We start from the raw sequence: 22,236 nt of genomic DNA, 5'->3' as shown, positions 1-22,236 counted from the left end.
GCCGCATACATTGCACTATGCAATCAGGCGCTTTGCGCTGCGGCCTTGCGTTTCTTGACGATGAATACGGCCAGAGCGATGGCCCCTGCTACAACTGCCAGAAGTCCAAGGCCCAGCAGCGGCCGATAAAAAATCCAGGCGATCGCAATCGTGCTGAAACTCAGCACCACTGAAATGATGCCGGAGAAAATGGTCAGGCCGGCCCCCAGAAGGCTGCCCAGAAAAGGCAACACATCGGCCAGCACGCGCAGCGGCCGGAAAAAGAGGGCAAGGCCAATCCACATCGCCGCAAAACCGCCGATCCGTAGAATCCAGCGCATCACCTTATCCGAACTGGCCTGAGCCTCGATTACCTGCTCTTTGGAGAGCTGGCCCATATCGACGCGCAAAATGTCTGTACCATGTTCGCGCGGCAAACCAGCGAAAGAATTGCCAGTCTGGCGGGCAAAGATAGTAACCGTCTGATCGGATGGCACATAGCTGAATTTCACGCGCACATCGCCCACCTGTGGGCTGCCAGGACTGCCCTGGCTGAAATAGATGTAGCCGCCCTCCGCCTGTCCGCTGCGTCCGGCCAGGCTCATGCCGCCGGCATTATCCGGAACCAGCTCCTGGCTGCCGCCGATCTGGCTGATCATCTGCGCGCTGAAGCGTCGCGCGCCGATGGTTACATTGTTTGCCGTGAAAGTCTGGCTGTGCGCCGGCATGGAGGGATTGGAATGTCCGCTGCGTTCCTTGAAGCGGGAGGAATCGTGATAGCTGGAAGACCACTCGGTGGTATATTTATACGTAGTGGTGGTCGTTTGACTGCCGCCGGTATTGTTTTGCGTCTTTTTTTCCTCTGTTTCCTTCCACTGATACATTTCTACATCGCGTTCAATGCGGATTGCAACCCGTGAAACGCCAAAGAGATCGTCGTGCAAGGTTTCGGTGGTCACCGCCTGCCCGCTGAGATGCACCGGCTTGCCCTCGTCGGCGCCGCTGACGCTGTTGGCATCGACACTGCGCAATTCCTGGGCGTAAGCTTCCAGTCCTCGGATGTTATCCACCGAGCAGCGTTCGTTGTACCACAGGACTGGAAAGGCGGCCAGAAATAGCCCGGCGCCTACCAGAGTAGTGGTGATGGATTGTTTGAGGCGTTCGCCCCAGGAGACGGTTGTTGTCGTTGAGTAATCGGCCATAGCGCCAGAGCTGCAACCGGCACGGCGCGGACAGCAAGAAGAAATCCGGCGTCGATCCTGGAAATTGCGGCGCCGGATGCAGATTCCTCGGTCCTCGACCAGGAATGGCGCAGCGCTTTCCGGGAAGGTCAAATCACAAAATCTTCGAAATATACCTGTTTGTTGCGCAGGGCCACAAAGACGCTTTCGCCGCGCAGTAAAGCAAGTGCACGCCCCTGCTCGGCGCTCAGCTCGGCCTCCAGATTCTGGCCGCGCTCGCTGCGCAGCAACACGCGTACCGCCGGCCCGGCAGATCGAATCGACTCCACTGTGGCTGAAAACAATGAATCGGCGGCGCGCTGACGGGAAAGGGCCAGCTCATGCGGACGCACATAGACCAGCGCTGCGCGATCGGCTTCTTCGGAATGAACGTCGCTGACGTTCAAGGCCCCGTTTTCCATTCGCCCGTGGAACAGATTCACAGCGCCAAGGAACTCAAAGACAAAGGGCGTCGCCGGACGGGCGTAAACGGCCTCCGGAGCGCCCGCCTGCTCCAGTTTTCCGGCGCGCATGATGGCCACCTGATCGGCGACCTCCAGAGCTTCGTCCTGGTCGTGGGTAACAAAGAGCGATGTAATCTTTACTTCATCATGCAGTTTGCGCAGCCAGCGGCGCAATTCGCGGCGGACGCCAGCGTCCAGCGCGCCAAAGGGCTCATCCAGCAAAAGGACCTGCGGCTCCACGGCCAGGGCCCGCGCCAGGGCAACCCGCTGCCGCTGGCCGCCGGATAGTTGCGCCGGCAGGCGATCCTGGTAGCCGCTGAGCTGCACCAGGTGCAACAGTTCCAGCACCTTCTCGCGAATCGCCGGGCGCGACAGTCGCTGCTGGCGCGGCTTGACGCGCAGTCCAAAGGCGACATTCTCAAAGACGCTCATATGTCGGAAAAGAGCGTAGTGCTGAAAGACAAAGCCGACGCGCCTTTGCTTGAGCTGCGCCGCCGCCGGCTGGCCGCCAAAGAGCACCTCTCCGCCGTCTGCTGTTTCTAATCCAGCAACGATACGCAAGAGCGTCGTCTTACCGCAACCGCTTGGTCCCAGCAGCGCCGTCAAGGCGCCCGATGGCGCCCGCAAATCAACGCCGCGCAGTGCGGCAAAATCGCCAAACTGCTTGGTGAGACCTTTGATTTCAATTTCCATGATCGGCGCGACGTCCTTCGAGCAAGATTTTCAAGAGCAGAGTTACCAGTCCCATCGCGGCCAACAGCGAGGCGACGGCAAAGGCCGCAGTGAACTGGAAATCATTGAAAAGTATCTCCACCTGCAGCGGCGCGGTAACCGTGCGACCGCGAATGTGTCCGGAAACTACGGCGACTGCGCCAAATTCGCCCATGGCCCGGGCGGCGCAATGGATCATGCCGTAGAGCAGACTCCACTTGATGGAAGGAAGCGTAACGCGGAGCAAGGTTTGCAAACCGCTGGCGCCAAGACTCATGGCGGCCTCGTCTTCTTCAGCGCCTTGGGCCTGCATGAAAGGAATCAATTCCCGCGCCACAAAGGGAAAAGTTACAAAAACAGTGGCCAGGACAATGCCCGGCGCGGCAAAAATAATTCGAAAGTTGTGCTCTTGTAACCATTCTCCAAAGAGGCCCCGACCGCCAAAGAGCAAGACAAAGACCAGACCGGCAATGACCGGTGAAACAGAGAAGGGCAAATCGATGATTGCTGAAAAGGTTGCCTTCCCTGGAAATTCAAAACGAGCGATGGCCCACGCCGCGGCGATTCCAAAGGTCGTGTTCAATGGGACGGCGACAAAGGCGGCCAGCAGGCTGAGTACAATCGCCTGCCTGGACTGGTCGCTGCTGATCGCCTGCCAGTATGCTCCGATGCCATTTGCCAGGGCCTGCTGGAAAATGGCCGCCACGGGCGTCGCCACCAGAATGCCAACAAAGACAAAGGAGAGGCCTATACAGGCGGCCTTGAGCCACATTGGATCGCCGCTGACTCGCGGCGCCTGCCTGTCTGCCGACGGCCGCTGATCCATCAAGCGCTCCCCCTGCTGAGGCGGCGCTGCAGCAAATTCAAGGCCAGCAATCCGCAAAAGGAAATCAGCAGCATCACGCAGGCGATGGCCGCTGCGCCATGATAGTCGTACTGTTCCAGTCGGGAGACAATCAGCAGCGCCGCAATCTCACTGCGGTAGGGAATGTTGCCAGCGATAAAAATCACCGAGCCATATTCGCCAAGCGCTCGGCCAAATGCCAGGGCAAAGCCAATCAAAAGCGCCGGCGCCATTTCCGGCAGGATGACTCGCCAGAAACACTGCCAGCGCGAGGCGCCCAGGCTCAAGGCCGCTTCCTCAAATTGCCGGTCCAGCTCGCTCAAGGCCGGCTGGAGGGTACGTACCACAAATGGCAGTCCAATAAAGGTCAGCGCAATGACGATGCCCAGGGGAGTGTAGGCCGTCTCAATACCAAGGGCATAAAACCACGCCCCGGGCCAGCCGTCCGGGGCAAAGACAGCGCACAGGGCAATGCCCGAAACTGCCGTGGGTATGGCTAAGGGTAGATCAATGGCAGCGTCCAGTATACGCTTGAACGGGAATTGGTAACGGGCTAAAGCCCACGCAGTAACAAAGCCAAAGAAGGCATTGAGTCCGGCAGCCAGCAGGGCGCAGCCAAAGCTGACACGGTAAGCTTGCAAGGCCCGCGGGTCGAAGGCGGCGCGCAGAAATGCGCCGCCTTCGACGCCCTTCCAGAATACTGCCGCCAGCGGCAGTAACACTGCCGCCAGCGTGTAGAAGGCGCTGTAGCCAAGGGTCAGACGAAAGCCGGGTAAGATGCTGTGCTTCTTGAATCTTGCTTTCACCCGGCCTCCATCGCGCGCCTAAAAGAGATACTGTGAGCGAACGAAGATCTGCTGTTCGACCTGGCGCTGGCCGATGAAGTCGTTCAGATCGACGCGGTCGTTGGAGCTGAGTCCAAGCTGGGATTTGAAACTTGCACTGTTTTCCAGCTGCTGCGCCAGATTCAAACTGGAAGCCGCGCCCTGTCCGGAAACGCGCTGCAGTGCGTTGACGCGGCGCTCGCCGCCGCTGGCAGTCGTTCCGGTGATCCGGCTCAGGCCAATGCTCAGCCGAAAGCGGTCATTGGCGTGCCAGGTCAAACCGTAGGTGATTTTGCGAAAACGCGAACGACCCAGGTCGAGACTGCGCGTTTCACCGAAGCTCAAATTGCCCAGCACGCCGTCGGCGCGATCGGCATTGATCATTTGCGAAAGCCAGCTTTTCCGCGTGCTGACGCCCAGCGCGCCATTGAGGGCCGAATCGGAGTTCCCTTCGCTGTAGCGAAAGAAGGCGCCCAGCCATTCATAGCGCGCGTGAGCAAAGAAGTAGCTTGCTACGCCATAGGCGTCTTCCTCGACGCTGATGCTGTTCAGAACTTGCGTCTGATTGTTTGGATCAATGCCATTGGCCAGAGTCGTCTGATTGTAACTGAAGGCGCGTCCGCGTCGATCGACGCGCACCGCCTGGCCGAGGCCGGCAGTAAAACTGAGATCGCCGCTGCGAATTACGCCATCCGCTTCATAACCGTAGGCGGCGTCCTTTTTGGCGCGTTCGTCGCCGATTAGATAACTGGCCTGCGGCGCGGCGGGATTGCTCAGATCCACCGATGCAAAGCTGGTCTCTTCCGGAGCAATGCCTGTAATGTTGCGCAGTCGAAAGGGGAGCGTAAGGGTCAATTCCAGATCGCGATCCTTGCCGGTCGGTCGCAGACTCACTGCGCCGTAAAAATCCAGACCATAGGAGTCGCCTTCGCCTCGCGCCAGATCGCTCAGCGATTGGCGACGTATTTGCTGGGCATTGACGCGCGTGTAGCTTTCGCCATTGCCAAGTAAGGCGGAGATCCCGAGATAGTCGTGTTTGAAGTTGATGCTCAGACCGCGGTCCGTGGAGGAGCCAAGTCCCAGCTCTTCGTACATGGGCTTGCCATCGGAATCCAGATAGCGGTAGTCCCAGATTTCCTGCAGCGAAATGCCATTGGGCGCATCAATCAGCGGCGTCTCCTGCTGCCCGAATCGAAGAAAAAGCCGTCCGCCGGCGTAGAGCGGCACATTCATATAGGCGTACTTAAGAAAGGCGAGGCTGGTATTGGCGCCCGTGCAGGCCGAATTGCCGTCGGCCGAACATCCGTCGCCAAAACCGGCGGCTGGCGCTGCGTCAAATGTCACGCGAAAGCCAAAGCCCTGATAGGGTCCGCGCACTGCCTCGCCGCGCGCGTTGACATAGGCGCGCCCCACGCGAAAGCCAGCTTTTTCCGAGTTTGGACCGGAGCTGTCGCTGGCGCCATTGGCCTGATAGTCCAAAAACTCATAGCCTGCCCATACCACGCCGTCGAGGCGGAATCTTGAATCGCGGAAGAGCTGCTCCGCGCCGCCCGGTTCCTCGACAGCGGGGGCCGGATCGGCGAATTTTGGATCATTCCATTCTTCTTCGTAAGCCAGCAAAGGCCAGGGCGCAGCGGCGATCAGCCCCGCCGCCAGCGCGATCATTCGGGCTATTTTGAAATCCATTCGAGATGCTCCTGTAAGCATCCTGTAATCCCACAGCCACATTACAAAGTCATGACAAACAGGGGTCAATTGTCGCAGCAATGTCACATGAAAGACGCTGCCAGAACCGGCCGACGCGCCGCGCTCATTCGCAGGATCCCTGGGCAGCTCGCCGTGTGCGACTTTTGCGCTCAAGGCCGGAAAACCTCTTCGAAAATTTGATCAAATTCGGCGCCGTCGGCAAAATGACGACGCTGCGCCTGGCGCCAGCCGCCAAACTCCTGGCGAATATCCAGCAACTGCAGCTTGCTGAAATTTCCCAGAGCAAATGCAGCGTGATCCCGAGGGCGGAAATGGAACTGAGCGATTTGCGCCTGGGCTTGTGGCTGGTAGAGGTAATGCAGGTAAGCCCGGGCAATTTGCACGGCCCCGTGCCGACGGACATTTGCGGCAACTACGGCAACAGCCGGCTCGGCCAGAATGCTGATGGGCGGCGTAATAATTTCGAAGCCTTCCGGTCCCAGGCGCTCGAGGATCAATTGCGCTTCATTCTCCCAGGCCAGCAGCACATCGCCGCGGCCACGCTGAACGAAGTCGCTGGCCGCCGCCCGGGCGCTGGGCGCCAGCGACTGGGCATGGGCAAGCAATGCTTTCAGAAAACGGCGGGCCTCCGTTTCCCCTCCGCCGCGTCTGCGCGCCGTCGCCCAGGCCGCAAGGTAAGCCCAGCGAGCGCCGCCGGAACTGCGCGGATTGGGCATGACCAGCTTGAGTCCCGGCTGCAAAAGATCGTTCCAGTCCCTAATTCGCCAGGGGTTGCCCTTACGCACAACGAAGACAATGGTGGAGAAAAAGGGGCAACTGTGCTCGGGCAGATCCTGTTGCCAGTCGACGGAAAGCAGGCCGCCTGGATCGGCAAGCTGGTCGACATCATAGGCCAGGGCCAGGCTGACGACGTCGGCATCGAGGCCCTCCAGTACGGCTTGCGCCTGGCGCGCGGAGCCGCCGTGGCTCTGGTCCATTTGCCAGCGCTGACCGCTGTAGACCTGCCACTGCTCCAGGAAGACTGGATTCAACTGCGCAAAAAGCTCGGAAGTAGAATCAAAGGAAACATGCAGGAGCCGGCGCTCGGGGCCGCCCTGACTGCAGGCCGCCGCCAGCGCCAGACCAAACAACGGCCACAGGCGCCGCCGCCATCCTCCGCCGCGAATCGGACTATATACGTCTAATTCAGTCGTTATTGTGGGCTCAGGCTCAGCGCCGCGGACCTGGCAAGTCATAGGCCTAGATGCCTCCGCCGCCAACGAAGCCTTCGGAGAAGACCTCGCGATGCGATACCAGCGCGCGCTGATGAACGACCTCAAGACTGGCCTGATCCATCATGCTGGCCACTGCATTGCGCACTTCCAGCAGCACGCGTCGAAAGCGACAGACGCTTTCCTGGCTGCAGCGACGATAAGCGGCAACCGAAACACAATCAATTGGCGCCAGAATCCCGTCAAAATGGCGCACTATCATACCCATTGTGATTTCTGCCGGGTCGCGGGCCAGCAGGTAGCCGCCGCGTTTGCCGGGCAAGCTCTCGACCCAACCGCGCGCCTTCATCTCCAGCAGGATGTGTTCCAGGAAAGGTTTGGGAATTCGGTTGGCCTCTGCCAGCTGCCGAATGGAAAGCGGCCCGCGGCCACGATGATCGACCAGCATGAAAATGGCGCGCAGTGCATAGTCAGATTTCCGGGATAGGCGCATGAGAGAGGGGCCGTGCAGCCAAGGCTCAAATAACGATCGAATAAGTCAATATTTAAGAAATTGCGTCCTGAGCGCCCCGCGACAGGGGCTGGGTCGTCGCCGAGCGGCCATCATTGGGAGCTTTGCCAGCCCCCCCCGCAAGGCCTGATTTTAGCACTTTCTGAACATCTGCGGCAGAAATCTCATAGTGAGCCGGTAATGGGAATGGGAGGCTGACCGTATATAAGACTGTAGTAACGCGATATTCGAGGACGACTCGTTGGCGCGGGGAAAAAGGAAAGCACTATGAAGCGTATTATTACTGGAGCGTTGCTGGTTGCGCTGCTGAGCGGCGGAGCAACCACCTGTGGCGGCAGCGATGACAATCTGCTGCCATTACTTCTGCTGGCGGGACTTGGCGGACCGGGCGTAACGCCTGATGACTACAGCGGTTCCGCCGGAGACACCCCGGCCACCGAACCGGTTACACTGGATCCGCCGGCTGATCCGGCGCCGGGCGATACAAGCTCGGGCGGCGGCGGCAGCGGCGTCGTAGTTGGCGGGGATGAAGACAGCGGCGGCGGCTGGGGCGAGGAGACTCCTCCAGGCGACGACGGTCAGAGCGGCAGCGATACGGACCAGGTCGCCGACAATGGTAGCGGCAGCGGCTCTGGCAGCGCCGATAGCGGCAGCGGATCAGGCAGTGGCGATAGCGGCAGCGGCTCTGGCAGTGGCGACAGCGGCAGCGGCTCTGGCAGCGGCGACAGCGGCAGCGGCTCTGGCAGCGCCGATAGCGGCAGCGGATCAGGCAGCGCCGATAGTGGCAGCGGATCAGGCAGCGGCGATAGCGACAGCGGTTCAGGCAATACTGGCGGCAATGGCAACGGCAATGGTAACGCTGGCGGCAACGGCAATGGAAATGCTGGCGGTAACGGTAACGGCAACTCTGATGATGAAAACGCCAGCGGCGACGATTGCAGCAAGCGCACCGTCCAACTGCATCCGGAGGGCGGAAAATGGTATACCGATGGCAACAGCGGCGACCGCCTGCTGCACACCTACTGGCAAGATCAGGAACTGGTCGCCAAAGTACTCCACCAGTGCAATAGCGGCTGGGTCCGTCTCCATGTGAAGGCGCGCAATATCCACGGCCCCCTGCCCTCTTTCTACACCAGCTTCATCGTGCTGGTCAAAGATCGTCACAGTGACAGAGTCCTTGGCAGCATGCTGATCAAAGCATCAGACAGCGAATGGAATACGGGCTCCGTACTGGTCCAACTGGAAGAAGGAAATCCGGAGTTGAACCTGGTCTGGACCAACGACGCTTATCTGGAAGGCGTCTATGATGCAAACATTCAGATTGGCGATGTGTGGGTAGAGGACGCTGATGGCGTCAGCGCCGCATCCTCTCTGGACCGCAGCGGATCAGAAATGTGCTACACCAATGGCCGTTTCTTCCTGGATGACGAGGGCGCGCTCTACACCTACTGGCAAAACCAGGCCGCTGGCTTCTGCTTTGCCAATCTGCCGGCGGGACAGTACCGCGTTACGGTGGAGGCCAGAAATCACGGCGAGCTGAAACTCCCGCGCGGATACGATGCCTTTCAGCTCTTACTGGCCGCCGATGGCGTAACCGCCGCGTTGAACGTCGAAGCCGCCGACAACAAGTACAAGAGCGGATCAACGACAATTGACCTGACCGGCGGCAATCAGCTGCTCCTGGTCACCTGGTTGAACGATAGCTTCAAAGAAGGCGACTATGATGCAAACGTAAAAATCCGCAGCATCAAACTGGAGCGCATTGGCGAATCGCACCGTTCGGCGCTGGCCGGCTATTTGCGCAAATCAGGCAATGGCGGCGTCTTTGCGCTTGCCGCTACCGTGTTGATCTCAGCCCTTGGTTTGGCTGGAATCTACGCCTACCGACGCCTGCGCCCAAACGCCTGATCGGTCCTTTGCTTCGAGGCGAAACGCTCCGGTTGGAAACGGCCGGAGCGTTTTTTTTCTCTACAGGCTTTCCGGTACGCTGAGCATATCTGAAGATGGAAAAACTGGAAAGCGTAGTCAAGGTAGCGGCCCCCCTGGGGGTCTTTGCCGTATTCTTTTTCGCTTACTTCAGGCACTTCGTCTTTCGCCGTTCGATCATCCTGCAAAGCCGCGCCTTCTTTCTCGGCCTTTTCAGCGCCTCCTTGACCATGCTGGTTCAGCGCGCACTGCACCAGCTCCTGCCAGCAGACAATAGCCCTTTGATCGAAGCATTCCTGCACGCTTCGGCCATCGAGGAGCTGGTGCGCTTCCTGTTTATTTACAACGTGCTCCGGCGCAGTAGCGAAACCTTCACCGCCGTGGAAGGCGTGTTCGATGGAATTCTCATTGGTCTGGGCTTTGCGGTAGCCGAGAATCTGTACTATGCGGCCGGCTTTCCGGGCTACGTCATTCTACTGCGCAGTCTAACCTGCATCCCGCTGCATGCATTCCTCTCGGGCATCATGGCCTGGTTCGTATCCATGTCCCTGCTCTCCAGCCCTTCCTTTTTGCAACTGCAGGAATCCGAATCGCTCCAGGCAACAGAGAGTGAAGCGGCCGCAGCCTCAGCGCAGCGAACCGGTAGCGGCTGGCTCTCCCTGCGCCGCTACCGACGAATCTTCGCTGCTTTGTTCTGGCCGATCCTGATCCACGGACTCTACGATTGGATGATCTTGCGCGGCGGAGCGGCGGTCTACCTGATCTCGCCGCTTTTGATTATTGGCATGATCTGGCTGGAGCTGACCCTGGCCCAGGCCCGCGTCCAGTTTGGACGAAATGTACTGCAGATGATAGGCATCGACGCGGACGATCTCGATGTGGCGCTCGCCCAGCGCGAGTATGAGAAGCGCCTCGATGAAATGCAAGAAGCGCCCGAGGAAACGCCGCAACTACTGCTTTCGGTCTGGGGACCCTGGCGCACGGCAGCTGGAGTCTTCTTCCTGCTGGCGGCGCTTGCCGCGTGGCTATTGCATGATCCGTTGCAACTTCCGCGACGCTTGCCGGACCTCGATGGCCCGCTGATTCATTCGCTGTTTTCACTTTTTCCGGCGGCGGTTGCAGTACTGCTGTTGTTGAGCGATAAAATCAACTTTCTCTATTTTCGCGACCTGATGTTGCGCACGCCGGCTGTTTGCGGCGCAGCCGTAGCGCGGCAGGACGGACGCGAAGTCACGCTCAGCCTTTTTGATCTTCGACCTACGGGCGTATTCTTATCGGCGCTCGAAAGTTTTGCCGACGGCGAAATCCTTACGCTGCGCTTTGGCGACCTCAATGGTCAGGAAAGCGACGGACTGCCCGGCCGCTGGCGGCCAATTTCCGTTCGCGGGCAAATCACCTGGAGCAATCGCCGCAACCGCAGCCTGCCTGTGGGCCACGTCTGCCGCTACCAGTCGCGACCGCTGCGTTTCATTTTCTATCGCTGGAACTACCAGATCGTGAAATTTGTGCGCCGCCTGGGCGACCTGCGACGCTAGCTAACAGGCCTGCTGCCAGGATCGCGTCGCCTTAGCGCGAGGCTTCGCTGTCCAGGGCCGAAGAGAGCATCAGGAACGCCTCTTCGCTGGTCAAATTGAAGCGCTCCAGAACGCCCGGATCCAGACAGTAAAAGTCCAACTGGCCGTCGAGACTGTCAGCCATAGCATTGGCCAGATAAACCATGTCACACAAGTCGCGGTGGGCGTCGGCTGTTGCCAGGGGCGCGTGGTGGCGCTCGATGGCGGCGATCAAGGGCGCAGGGAAATTCCATTTGGCAGCCAGCATGGCGCCTACCCGCGCATGTCCGACGCCCCAGGCCAGTTCTTCGATCTCCACCACGCTATTGCGGCTGCGATGATGACTTAGAAAATCGTATCCCGGACGATTACGCGTCGCGGCGTACAGCACCAGTTTGCCTAGATCGTGCAGCAAGCCGCCGACATAGGCCTGATCGGCCAGTGCTGCGCGCTTGTTTCGTTTGGCCAGCGAGCGAGCAAAGGATGCTACGCGCACGGGATGTTCAATCAATTCCTCATTGCCGCCATAACGTGCGGTCAGCACTTCCAGAGCGCCCACTTGCAACAAGAGCTGAGAAATATTGCGAAGCCCGACGATCTTCACCGCCTCGTGTAGATCAATGATATTGCCGCCGGCAAAGCCGCCGCTGTTGGCCAGGCGAATGATGCCGCTGGCCAGCGCCGGCTCGCGATTCAAAAAATCAGCGACTTGCTTCAGACTGGAGACCGGCGAGTCGCAGAGTTCGCGCAGTTTGCGAATGTGCTCGGGAAAAGCCGGGATCGCCTCCAGTTCGAGCAGAACGCCCGGATCGACCCGCTCCTCGGCGGCGCGCGCCGGAGCGACCTTGAATTGGAAGCGAACGCCCTCGGCGCTCTTGTGGAACTGCAGCTCTCCGCCGGCCCGGCGCAGGGCAATGGCAGCGACCGCTACGCCAAGGCCGCCGCCCTGTTCTGTTTTCCAGTTCATCTTCTCCAGTGATTGTAAACTGTCCGCCGCTGCTGCCGCCTGCAAACGCTGGCGGATACGCTCCTCCTGAAATGGATAGAGCGCGCCCAAACCATGAACGGCGACAAACAGTTCGCCATTTTCGATTTTGAGCTCCAGTTGAATGCGCGGCGGCTTCTTGCGCAGGGCGGCGCGCAATGCCGCGCTTTTCTCTTTCCACTCGCCAGCAAAGGCCGATCTTCCTTCCGGATCGTCCGCCTGGCGACCGCTGCTGCTCAGGAAGTCTTCAAAGTGCAGCGCCAGCTCGGCGTTGTTCAGCAATTCCTGAACGGCCAGATTGATTGCTGGTTGCAGATGAGCGGCGCCAATATCGGCCAGGGCGTTGGCCAGCAGACCGACAGCCAGGTTTTGCTGTGTGCTGGCCAGAACGCTGATCGGCAATCGGACAGGTTGCGATGATTTCAACGCGCCGGTCAGCGCTACGTATTCGCGGAGTTCCATAGCTCTTTTTCAGTTTCGGTTATATGCCGCGGCAACCGAAGGGCCAGGGAGTTGAGAACCACCGTGATCGAGCTGGCTGCCATAAAAAGTGCGCCAACCAGCGGATTGAGCAGTCCGATCATCGCCAGCGGCGCCAGGGCGGCGTTGTAGAGGAAGGCCAGGGCCAGATTCTGACGCACCTTGCGGCGCATGGAGCGCGCCAGAAGGTACGCATAGGAAAGTGCAGCAGGGTCCTCGTTCAGCAAGAGCAGATCGGCCTGCGCAATGGCCAGATCTGCGCCATGGGCAAAACTGATCGCCACATCAGCCTGCGCCAGAGCTCCAGAATCATTGGCGCCGTCGCCGACCATGGCCGTCGGGCCGCGCCGCTTGAGGTCGCGGAGCATTGCCTTTTTCTCTTCCGGCAGTCGGCCGCCGGCAAAATCAACAATTCCAAGGCTCATTGCCAGCCGCTCGACATTTTGCGGATGATCGCCGCTGAGCAAAAAGATCTTCATGTGTCGCGAGAGTTCAGCCAGCATCGCCGGCACGCCTTCGCGCAGCGAATCCTCGAATCCAAACACGGCCAGGGGGCGGGCTTGCCCTTCTGTCAGCTGCCAGAGATAGACGCTCATGCCGATTGCGGCCATCGGCGGCGGCGCCAGTGCGCCACGCATGTCGGCCTGCAGCCAGTGCAGTGCGCCCAGTCGATACGCGGCGCCGCCGGCCTTGCCTTCGACGCCGCAGCCTGGCGAAAACGTCGCGGAGTCAAAGCTGGTTGCGGAGGCGCCAGCAGCGCGACGAAATCCCTCGGCCAGGGGATGACGCACGGCCGCACTGGATTCGAGGTCCGCAGCCAGTTGCAGGGCGCGCACTTCGTCGATGGAAGCATCGAGAATCTGAACAGCGGCAAGTTTCAAACGACCGGCGGTGAGCGTGCCCGTCTTGTCAAAGACCATAGTTCGCACCGCCGCCAGCCGCTCCAGTGCGCTGGCGTCGCGCAGGGCTACGCCCCGTCGGAAGGCCCGCTGCACCGCAGCAATGGAGGCCGAGGGAATGGCCAGATTCAAGGCGCAGGGGCAGGCTACGATCAAGAGTGCAACGGTGTTCAAAACCGCCGCGCCGACATCGCCCTTCCACCACGCCCAGTAGAGCGCCGTCCCCGTCGCCGCCACAAGAACAAAGGCGACAAACCAGCGGCCAATACGCTCGGCAAGCAGCTGCCCGCGCGGCGCGCTATCGATGGAGCTCTCCGCCAGTTCTTTAAGTCGACTCAAGTAACTGGCCGAGGCCTCGCGTCGAACCAGTATATCAAAGCCGGCCCCCAGGGCCTTTGCACCGCCTGGTATGACCTGTCCGCGGCGGTAGAGGGCCGGTTCGAATTCGCCGGTGAGAGCGGCAACATCGCACTCGGCGCGTTCCGCAAGCAGTTCGCCATCCGCCGCCAGCGCTTCGCCGGGCAGCAGGCGCAGGCGCTGTCCCGGCGCAATCTGCGAACTGGGAATCCAGTGAATGCCATCGGCAGCGACCAGGCGCGCCGCGCGCGGCGCACGGCTGCCAAGATTTTCCAGCAAGTAGAGCGCACGGCTGCGCAGCCTCCGCTCAATGAAGCGCCCGATCAGCACCACAAAAACTACAAAGCAGATCGAATCAAAGTAAACCTGATCTCGTTCGGCCAGCGTGGCAAAGATACTGTAGCTGTAAGCCAGCAGTACTCCCAGCGAAGTAAGGATGTCCATGCTCAGCAGGCGCAGCTTCAAGGCCGACCAGGCGCCGCGGAAAAAAACGCGCGCCGAATAAAAGACTACCGGCGTGGCCAGTAAAAAGCCGGTCAGATGAAAAAAGTTTCGCGTGTAGCGGTCCATGAAGTCAAAGTAGCCCGCATACAGCGCAACGCTGATCAGCATGATGTTGCCGGCAAAGAAGCCGGCCAGAGCCATGCGACGCAAAAGATCGGTCGAGAGCTGGTCCTCGCGGCCGCCTTCGGCGCCGGAAGCCGGAGACAGGACATAGCCGGCGCGTCGCGCCTCGGCGGCGATTTGAGCCAGACTGCTTGCTGCCGGATTCCAGCGCAAACGCACGCGGCCGCTGGCCAGCTGCACCTTAACCTGATCCACCCCGGGCAGACGGGAGAGCAGTTTCTCGTTCAGCCAGACGCAACTGGCACAATGCAATCCTTCCAGGCGATAGACGCCGCTGCGAAAGCCGCTCTCATCGGCTGCCGCTTCCTTTTCCAGCATCGTGTAAAGGTCGTCAGGCAAACCCTCGCCTGGACGCGGCGCGTACTCGCTGCGAAAGCGGTAGTAGGCAGAGGCGCCAGATTCGTGGATCCACTGGAAGGCGCCGGCGCAACCCGTACAGCAGAAGCTGACCGGACCTTGCGTCTCGGGATCAAGGGCCTCGGCGGGCGCCTTGCCCGGCGGAAGACTCTGACCACAATGTCTGCAATGCTGTAGCTTTGCAACGGCCGGCGCAGCGGCGCTCAGCGCTGCGCTCATCGCAGCACCCCGGCCGGAGCTTCGGCCGCCGATTGCTCAGGAGCCATCTCATGGCTGTGATGCATTTGACCCTGGTAGCGCATGATAATGATCCAGAAGCCGGCCAGCAGCATCAACAAACCAAGGGCGGCGCGCGCCGGCCGCCCCTGAAGCAGTCGACCGGCCTCGCCGCTAAGCAGCCCGATCGCAAGCAGTACGGGATAAGCTCCCAGACTGAACGCAAACATCACCATTGCGCTGCCCAGCGGATGCCCTTGAGCAAGGGACAGTCCGTAGGCCGAATACAGCAAGCCGCAGGGTAAGAGTCCGCTGACGATGCCAAGCAGCAGGGCGTTTTCACTGCGCGCCGCACGCGAACCAAGCAGGCGACCGGCCATACGCATGGGCGCATAGATCCAGCTGCTGATTGGCGTCTTCCACTGCAGCGCTGGAAAGATTGTGGCCAGACCGAAGTAAATCATCAGCAAGGCCCCGATCCACGCGGCGGCATCGCGAAATAAGAAGGCATCTGCGCCCACGCCAAGCCAGCCGAGCAGCATGCCCGCCGTCATATAGGAAAGGCTGCGACCGAGATTGTAGAGCAGTTGAACCGTCAGGCTGCGCTGCCCGGCGCTGAGCGCGCAGGCAAAAGGGCCGCACATTGCGGCGCAGTGTACGGAGCCCACCACGCCCTGCAGGAGCGCGAGGCCAAGCATGGCGCTCACGCCAGCGCGCTCCCCCCGGATTTGCCGCCGCCGACCTTTGACCTTGCGGGGGATTCTTTGCCGCTATTCCTGCCAACGCTCAGGTCAACGCCATCATCGTCCTCCATGACCACGCGCAACGAAGCCATTTCTGCGTCCTCGATGTCGCCGTTGCGCATGCTCCAGAAGAACAGTCCCAGAAAGGTCAAGGCCAGTACAATGGCGATGGGTAGCATGATCAACAGTCCCGGCATCAGTGCGCTCCGGACGCTACGCTAAGCTGCCAGACGCCGACGACCACTGCGTCATTGACGCTGAGTTCCGCCTGAATTTCATAGACGCCGGATCTTTCAAACTTCAACGGCGTGCGAAAGACCAGCATCGATGGGCCCTCGCGTTGCGCCTGATCCAGAGTTGCCTGCACCTGGCGCCGGCCGCGCACGGAGGCCGGATGCTCCACGGTAATACTCAGTTTTGCACTCTCGATGCTGCGACCGGGCGGCGCCTGCAGCCGCCACACAACCACCGGCGCTGCATTGGACAGTACGGCGTGGTTTTCGAAATCGGGAAGCAGACGCCAGCCCTGTTCGCGACCGCGGCGCAGCGCGTCCAGGCGCGGCTGATAGTCGAGGCCCATTTCGTAGTAGCCTTCGTTCAAAGCAGGCTCGTGCCCGGCAAAGGCCAGCTTCATTGTATAAGCGCCAGCCGCAAAGAGTACGGCAAAAAACAGGCCGATAGTGATGAAAGCTGTTCGCAGCGATCGTGACATCAAAGGCCTACTGCACCGAGACCAGATTGAAACTGGCCTTGACGCGCTGCACGTTGGAGGGGTTGTCGCGGTCCTGGAATACAAAGGTCACAGGCGCCGCGCCCGCCGCCTGCGGGGCTGGCGATGGATAGCGCACTACGACGCGCATGCTGGTCAGGTCTTCCGGCGGGACCGTAAAGCCCTCCTGCGTTGAGGCCAGCTCCAGACCGCGATCGCTTTCCAGGCGCAGGTCAAGGTTCAGCGGATTGGCCGACTTGTTGCCGACATGGATTTCAAAGACATTCTGGTAGCCGATGCCCGGAATGAAAGCGGAAGGGATGCTTTGGTCGCGCAATACGGCGGCGTAGATGGGCGTGCGCAAATAGAGCATCACTGCAAAGCTTACGATAGTGATGCTGATCAGGATGCCATAGACCAATGTACGCGGCCGAAAGTAGGGACGGTGGCGGCCAATCGTCGGATTTTCGCTTTCATGCACCGTGCGGTAGTCGATCAGCGTCGGCTTGTCATAGCGCGAAAGCACCTGGGCACAGGCATCGACACACAACCCGCAGGTAATGCAGCCAATTTGCAGACCATCGCGAATATCGATGCCCGTCGGACAAACCTGAACACACATGCCGCAATCGATGCAGTCCCCGCCGTGGTCGCCGATCTTCTGCTTTTTTTCGCGTCGCGGCTCGCCGCGTTTCAAATCGTACATGACGATCGGGCTGTGCCGATCGAGCAGCGCCGTCTGAAAGCGGCCATAAGGGCAAACATAGCGACAGAGGTTCTCTCTATAGTAGAACATGTTGAAGAAAGCTACTGCCGTGGAAGCGCCCAGGGCCAATACCCAGAAGGCGGGCAGCGATGATCCGGCGGCAAATACTTCAAAATGCGCCAGGCGACGGAACATTTCCTCAAACGGTACAAAGTATGCGAGGAAGATGAAACTGAAGAAGAAAGACTGCAGCAGCCAGATCACAGCCAGCTTGACCCGATCCAGCGCAGTCATCGTCGGCTTGCCAAAGGCGCTGCCGACGATCAGCTTTCCGGTAAAATTGTAAGCATCAGTAAAGATTGTCTGCGGACAGGCGTAACCGCACCAGATCCTGCCAAACAACGCCGTAAAAAAGAAAAGCGAGAGGCCCAGAAAGATGACCAGCATGTGCAGGAAGTACAGCTCCTGCGGCCAGATGGTAAGGCCAAAGATATGAAACTTGCGCGCCGGGATATCGAGCAGCACCAGCGGCACGCCGCCAATTCGAATGAAGGGAAGCCCCATGAACAGGGCGAATAGCAGATAGTTGATTCGATTCTTGATTGAGCGGTGTTTTCCTTCGATTGGCCTGGCGATTACCATCCGGCCCTCCCCTGCGATCCCCGCCGCGTCTCCCGGCTACAGCGGCCAGGGAGACGGACGGTTCCTGCATCGATTGTGCGCTGTCTGGCAGCGCGCCATGCTTATCTGGGCTTCAAACTTGTATTCAATGTAGCCAGATAGGACATGACCTCCAACACTTTCTGAGCGCCAAGCAGGTCCTTGTGCGCCGGCATTGGTCCCTTGGGAGGATTTTGCTTCCAGGTGTCCGGAGTAAGCGCTCCTTCCATGATCAGCGCGAAAAGGGCGCGGTCCGTATTGCCATGCAACCAGGTCGTATCAGTCAGGTTGGGACCGATATTACCGGTAGCATCTTCTTTGTGACAGGCAGCGCAGTTGGCCAGGAAGGTCTTATGACCGCGATCAATGGCCGCGGCATCGCCGCGCAGCGGATTGGCGCCATCTTCGCCCAGCGTGGCCACTGTTCTGGGACGCAGCGCTTCGATGGCGGCGCTTTCCTCGCGGTACTGCGCTTCCTGCGACCAGCCAGCGACTCCATGGGTGTAGATGCTATAGACAGCAGCAAAGGCAAAGCCAGCCCACAGCATCACTGTCCACCACGTGGGAAGCCAGCCGCGACCCTCGTAGATCTCTTCGTCATCACGATATTCTTTTCTATCTGCCATTGTCAGTTCGCCTCCTGGGCGCGCCCCTCGGCGGCCATACGGGCGCGTTCGCCCAGTTCAGGGTCCAGCTCGTCATTGAGCATATCAAAGCGAGCCTGCTCCAGTTCGCGTTTGCGCGACGGGCGGTAGATATACCAGGTGATGAACAACAACACCATGCCCAGCAGCGGCAAACGCAAACCCTTGTAGATTCCGATCAACAACTCGTCCATCGACGCTTACCGTGAGGCAGCCTGTGGCGCCACACTGTCGCGTCCCAGTTTCAGTAGGTAGGCGACAAGCGCATCGGCCTGTGTCTTTCCGGCCAGCTCGCTCTCGGCCGCCGAAATCTGCGCATCGCTGTAGGGCACGCCAACAACGCTCAGGGCGCGCATGCTGGCCAGCGTCTCGGCGACATCGATCGGCGTCTTCTCCAGCCATGGATAGGCAGGCATGATCGACTGGCTTACCGCTGCACGCGGATTGCGCAGGTGATCGTAGTGCCACGCCGCGCTGGGACGGATGGTGGACTCATGCGAAAGGTCCGGACCGGTGCGCTTCGACCCCCACAGGAAGGGATGATCATAAGCAAACTCGCCAGCTTTGGAATAAGGCTCCGGTCCATACTGACGGGCTTTATCCCAGCGATCCGTCTCCCACTTGAAGGGGCGAATCAATTGCGTGTGGCAGTAGAAACAGCCTTCTTGTTGGTAGACGTTGCGACCGGCCAGTTCCAGCGCGCTGTACGGCTTTTGCTGGTCCGTGGGTTGCACCTGGCCCATCATGAAGAAGGGCGGAATTTCCACCAGACCGCCAATCAGTATGGCGATCGTGGTGAAGATGGTAAAGCGCAGCGCTTTGGAATCCAGTTTGGCGCTGAGCTTTTCGTAGACTGTAAGCTCTTTTGGTATTTTCGATTCGCTCATTATGGACTCCTGTTAAGCGCGAGCAGGCTGCGCCTCGCGCAGATCTACCGGCTCAAATCCCTCGCCAGAAGCGCGGATCGTCTTTACCAGATTGTAGCACATGACAAGGAAGCCGCTGAGGAAGAGCAGACCGCCCAGTCCGCGGAAGAATCGGTAGATCTTAAGTTGATCAATGATTTCCGCCCAGGTCTGGTATTGCAGTTCTCCCATGGCGTCGACAGCGCGCCACATCAGTCCTTCAGCAACGCCGCCAATCCACATGGATACTACGTAGAACAGAATTCCGGCCGTTGCCAGCCAGAAGTGCACTTCTGCCAGACGTTCGCTGTAGAGCTTCGCATTCCACAGCCGCGGCACCAGATAGTAAAGCGCCACAAAACACATGCCAGCCACCCAGCCAAGGGCGCCGCTGTGCACGTGACCAATGGTCCAGTCCGTGTTGTGCGAGATCGCGTTGACGGCGCGGATCGACATCATCGGACCTTCAAAAGTGGACATGCCATAGAAGGTCAGCGCCACCAGAATGAACTTCAGGGTGGCGTCGGTGCGCAGCTTCTCTTTGGCCTGGGTTAGCGTCAAAAAGCCATTGAGCATGCCGCCCCAGGAAGGCGCAATCAGCGCCACGCTGAAGACCATGCCCAGGGTTTGCGCCCAGCCGGGCACCGGGCTGTACAGCAGGTGGTGCGGGCCGGCCCAGATGTAGATAAAGATCAGCGACCAGAAGTGGATGATCGAGATGCGGTGACTGAAGATCGGCAGCCGCGTGTGCTTGGGCAGATAGTAGTACATCATGCCCAGAATCGGCGTGGTCAGCACAAAGGCCACGGCGTTGTGGCCATACCACCACTGGATGTTGGCATCGGTTACGCCCGAGTAGACAGAGAAGGATTTCAGCAGTCCGGCGGGAATTGCCAGATTGTTTACGATGTAGAGGATCGGGATGGTCACCAGGGTGGCAATCCAGAACCAGATGGCTACATAGAGATGCTTCTCATTGCGCTTGGCAATGGTCATGAAGAAGTTGATACACATGACCACCCACCACAGGGCGATAAGGATATCGATCGGCCATTCCAGCTCGGCGTATTCCTTGCTCTGTGTATAACCGGCCGGCAGTGTAATGGCGGCGGAGATAATGGTCAGTATGTAGGCCCAGAAATGGACCCGGGAGAGCACGGGCGACCACAGCGGGGTCTTCAATAGACGCGGGACTGCGTAGTACATCGTGGCGAACACCAAACTCAAGGTGAAGCCAAAGATGGCGGCGTTGGTATGCAATGGCCGCAGTCGACCAAAGCTAAAATAGGGTAGAGAGGTATTCAGTTCGGGAAATACCATCTGGAAAGCGATCAGCACGCCCACAAGCAATGCGGCCGCCGCCCAAACGATAGCGCTGATTACCCAGCCACGAACGATACTGTTGTCGTATTCTGGTTGCTGCATTCAAATCCTTCCGTTGAGAGGATGCAATCAGCGCCCTGGAAGCAGCGGCCCCTATCAAGCCAAAAGCCGCGCAAAGAGCGAAAAAATCAGGATTTGAGAGAAGGTATCAGAAGGCGGCAGCGCCGCCCCGTAGTTCTACGAGGCCGTATTGCGTGGCGAGCTGGCGAAACGCATTCGATCGCAAGGAAATGATGAGCGTCGGCACATACTCTGCGATTCTAGACTGATCGACTTCCGTCAGCGCCGCCGGCAAATCCCGGAAAAAAGGCCAGTCTTCGAGCATTTTGTTGATTTACGCGACGCCACTGGCAGCGTCCCTCGTCCGCAGCGGTCTGTTGGATCGCGGAGCGTACTCAATGCATTTCTGGAAACTTCTGGCCCTGCTTCTGGCGGCGCTGAGCTTCAGTCAACCGGCGCTGGCGCAGGGACGCCCGGGCGCTGTTGCCACGCCAAACCTGGGAGCGCACGGCGCGCTGGGCGCGGCCGTTTCTGCCGCTCAAATTGAGCTCAACTCCAGCAGCGCGCCAGCGGAAGGTCGCGATGTTGCAATTCTCGATTCTTCGCTGGACAGCTTTGTCCGCCACCAGTCCGAGGTGGTGACCTTCAGCTTTCGCTTTAAATCGCCGGTGGCGCTGCGCGCACTGCGCTTTTATTCCGATACCGTGGACAAGGCCTCGGTCGCCCTGTTCAGCGGCCAAACGCAGCTCGGCGCCATTGATGTCAGCCAACCCTACGAAAATATTTCGCGTAACGGTCAGGAAGGGGAATTCTACGTAGTGCGCTACAATGGAAGCGCCCCGGTAGACCGCGTTGAAATTGTCATGGATTATTACAGCGACGCCGATGCCGCTCGACATCGCTTTTATTTTGCTGATTTTCTGGCGCGCAGTCTGACGCCCTCAGTGCAGCTGCAAAGCGGAGAAAGCATCGAAGGCCAGTTGCAAGGCCAGCTACGCTTCAGCACAATTCGCGGCCAGCTGCAAACGCCAGCGGAGCGCGTAGCATCGATTGTTCGCACCGAAGGCATGTACGAGGTTCGGTTGGTCGATGGCTCGCACTTCCGCGCGCTGCCGGCAGACGCTGAACTGGAGCTGCGCGGGGCCAGCGTGCGCAAGGTCCTCTGGGCGCAAATCGCCTCTGTTCAGGGCAATGCGACGCCAGCGCCAGCGGCGCCCCAGGCGCTCTATTTGAGCGCCAGCGACGGCGCTCTTTTTATTGGACAGATCGTGAGCATACAGGGCAGAGCGCTTGCCGCAGACAGTCTGGAACCGTTGCGCCTGGAGCCGGGAAAAATCGAATCACTGCGACCGGGTAGCGCGTCTCCGGCGCTGAACGCTCAAGTGGGCGGCTACGGGGCAGTCCTGTTTTCCGCTAACAGCAGTATTGAATTCAAGTGCGGCGCGCAGACTTTCACTTTTGCGCTGGGCGAGATTCAGCAAATCGTGCGCGAGGCGCCGCCATCGGAGGGCGGCGCTGTCCTGGAGAATCAAGCGCGCACGCCCTGAGGGGGCGAGGCGCCACAGATTTGCAAAGCGCCACTCAATTTACGATTGCCACGCCAGCAGTGGCCGCG

General features: G+C 59.7%; 20 protein-coding genes. 3 read left to right on the top strand and 17 right to left on the bottom strand.

Annotated elements, in window-relative coordinates; all coding sequences use genetic code 11:
- Nucleotides 1-23: 23 nt before the first annotated feature.
- The 7 genes from K1X75_06365 to K1X75_06335 form a co-directional block, all read right to left on the bottom strand.
- Nucleotides 24-1,181, bottom strand: a complete 1,158-nt coding sequence (locus tag K1X75_06365) for a TMEM43 family protein (GenBank protein ID MBX7057672.1) — start codon at nt 1,179-1,181, stop codon at nt 24-26.
- A gap of 128 nt (nt 1,182-1,309) precedes the next feature.
- Nucleotides 1,310-2,356, bottom strand: coding sequence for a TOBE-like domain-containing protein (locus K1X75_06360; GenBank protein ID MBX7057671.1), 1,047 nt, complete (start codon nt 2,354-2,356; stop codon nt 1,310-1,312).
- Nucleotides 2,346-3,146, bottom strand: coding sequence for a sulfate ABC transporter permease subunit CysW (gene cysW, locus K1X75_06355; GenBank protein MBX7057670.1), 801 nt, complete (start codon nt 3,144-3,146; stop codon nt 2,346-2,348). Before cysW ends, K1X75_06360 begins: the two co-directional genes overlap by 11 nt.
- Nucleotides 3,147-3,199: 53 nt before the next feature.
- Nucleotides 3,200-4,024 carry a sulfate ABC transporter permease subunit CysT gene (gene cysT / locus K1X75_06350; protein ID MBX7057669.1) on the bottom strand — a complete coding sequence of 275 codons (825 nt, stop codon included), beginning with the start codon at nt 4,022-4,024 and terminating at the stop codon, nt 3,200-3,202.
- An 18-nt stretch (nt 4,025-4,042) separates the two neighbouring features.
- On the bottom strand, nt 4,043-5,728 hold the full coding sequence (locus tag K1X75_06345; protein ID MBX7057668.1) for a hypothetical protein: 1,686 nt from the start codon (nt 5,726-5,728) through the stop codon (nt 4,043-4,045).
- A 170-nt stretch (nt 5,729-5,898) separates the two neighbouring features.
- Nucleotides 5,899-6,984, bottom strand: coding sequence for a sulfate ABC transporter substrate-binding protein (locus tag K1X75_06340; GenBank protein ID MBX7057667.1), 1,086 nt, complete (start codon nt 6,982-6,984; stop codon nt 5,899-5,901).
- A gap of 4 nt (nt 6,985-6,988) precedes the next feature.
- Nucleotides 6,989-7,453 (bottom strand): Rrf2 family transcriptional regulator, encoded by a 465-nt coding sequence (locus K1X75_06335; protein ID MBX7057666.1) that lies wholly within the window; start codon nt 7,451-7,453, stop codon nt 6,989-6,991.
- A gap of 285 nt (nt 7,454-7,738) precedes the next feature.
- Here K1X75_06335 and K1X75_06330 point away from each other — a divergent pair, with 285 nt between their 5' ends.
- Nucleotides 7,739-9,379, top strand: a complete 1,641-nt coding sequence (locus K1X75_06330; protein ID MBX7057665.1) for a hypothetical protein — start codon at nt 7,739-7,741, stop codon at nt 9,377-9,379.
- Nucleotides 9,380-9,474: 95 nt separating this feature from the next.
- Nucleotides 9,475-10,932, top strand: coding sequence for a PrsW family intramembrane metalloprotease (locus K1X75_06325; GenBank protein ID MBX7057664.1), 1,458 nt, complete (start codon nt 9,475-9,477; stop codon nt 10,930-10,932).
- A 31-nt stretch (nt 10,933-10,963) separates the two neighbouring features.
- Here K1X75_06325 and K1X75_06320 read toward each other — a convergent pair whose 3' ends face one another.
- The 10 genes from K1X75_06320 to ccoN form a co-directional block, all read right to left on the bottom strand.
- Nucleotides 10,964-12,397 carry an HDOD domain-containing protein gene (locus tag K1X75_06320; protein MBX7057663.1) on the bottom strand — a complete coding sequence of 478 codons (1,434 nt, stop codon included), beginning with the start codon at nt 12,395-12,397 and terminating at the stop codon, nt 10,964-10,966.
- Entirely contained in the window at nt 12,376-14,874 is a 2,499-nt protein-coding gene (locus tag K1X75_06315; protein MBX7057662.1) for a heavy metal translocating P-type ATPase, read from the bottom strand. The genes K1X75_06320 and K1X75_06315 overlap by 22 nt, the downstream gene beginning before the upstream one ends.
- A complete protein-coding gene (locus tag K1X75_06310; GenBank protein MBX7057661.1) occupies nt 14,871-15,578 on the bottom strand; it encodes a sulfite exporter TauE/SafE family protein in 708 nt (235 codons plus the stop codon). Before K1X75_06310 ends, K1X75_06315 begins: the two co-directional genes overlap by 4 nt.
- The gene (gene ccoS / locus K1X75_06305; GenBank protein ID MBX7057660.1) at nt 15,575-15,811 is read right to left on the bottom strand and encodes a cbb3-type cytochrome oxidase assembly protein CcoS; all 237 of its coding nucleotides are present in this window, start codon (nt 15,809-15,811) and stop codon (nt 15,575-15,577) included. Before ccoS ends, K1X75_06310 begins: the two co-directional genes overlap by 4 nt.
- The gene (locus K1X75_06300) at nt 15,811-16,326 is read right to left on the bottom strand and encodes a FixH family protein (GenBank protein ID MBX7057659.1); all 516 of its coding nucleotides are present in this window, start codon (nt 16,324-16,326) and stop codon (nt 15,811-15,813) included. Before K1X75_06300 ends, ccoS begins: the two co-directional genes overlap by 1 nt.
- Before the next feature lie 7 nt (nt 16,327-16,333).
- Entirely contained in the window at nt 16,334-17,671 is a 1,338-nt protein-coding gene (ccoG, locus tag K1X75_06295) for a cytochrome c oxidase accessory protein CcoG (GenBank protein MBX7057658.1), read from the bottom strand.
- 101 nt (nt 17,672-17,772) lie between these two features.
- Nucleotides 17,773-18,315 (bottom strand): c-type cytochrome, encoded by a 543-nt coding sequence (locus tag K1X75_06290; protein MBX7057657.1) that lies wholly within the window; start codon nt 18,313-18,315, stop codon nt 17,773-17,775.
- Nucleotides 18,316-18,317: 2 nt separating this feature from the next.
- Entirely contained in the window at nt 18,318-18,527 is a 210-nt protein-coding gene (locus K1X75_06285; GenBank protein MBX7057656.1) for a hypothetical protein, read from the bottom strand.
- Between the two features lie 6 nt (nt 18,528-18,533).
- Complete coding sequence (locus tag K1X75_06280) at nt 18,534-19,220, bottom strand: cbb3-type cytochrome c oxidase subunit II (protein ID MBX7057655.1); 687 nt, start codon at nt 19,218-19,220, stop codon at nt 18,534-18,536.
- A gap of 12 nt (nt 19,221-19,232) precedes the next feature.
- Nucleotides 19,233-20,663, bottom strand: a complete 1,431-nt coding sequence (ccoN, locus tag K1X75_06275) for a cytochrome-c oxidase, cbb3-type subunit I (protein MBX7057654.1) — start codon at nt 20,661-20,663, stop codon at nt 19,233-19,235.
- 356 nt (nt 20,664-21,019) lie between these two features.
- On the opposite strand from ccoN, the gene K1X75_06270 reads away from it, so the two are divergent.
- Nucleotides 21,020-22,168, top strand: coding sequence for a hypothetical protein (locus K1X75_06270; GenBank protein ID MBX7057653.1), 1,149 nt, complete (start codon nt 21,020-21,022; stop codon nt 22,166-22,168).
- The last annotated feature ends 68 nt before the right edge of the window (nt 22,169-22,236 follow it).

It is taken from the genome of Leptospirales bacterium (assembly GCA_019694655.1).
Taxonomy (GTDB): domain Bacteria; phylum Spirochaetota; class Leptospiria; order Leptospirales; family Leptonemataceae; genus SSF53.
This window is presented reverse-complemented; position numbering and strand designations above follow the sequence as displayed.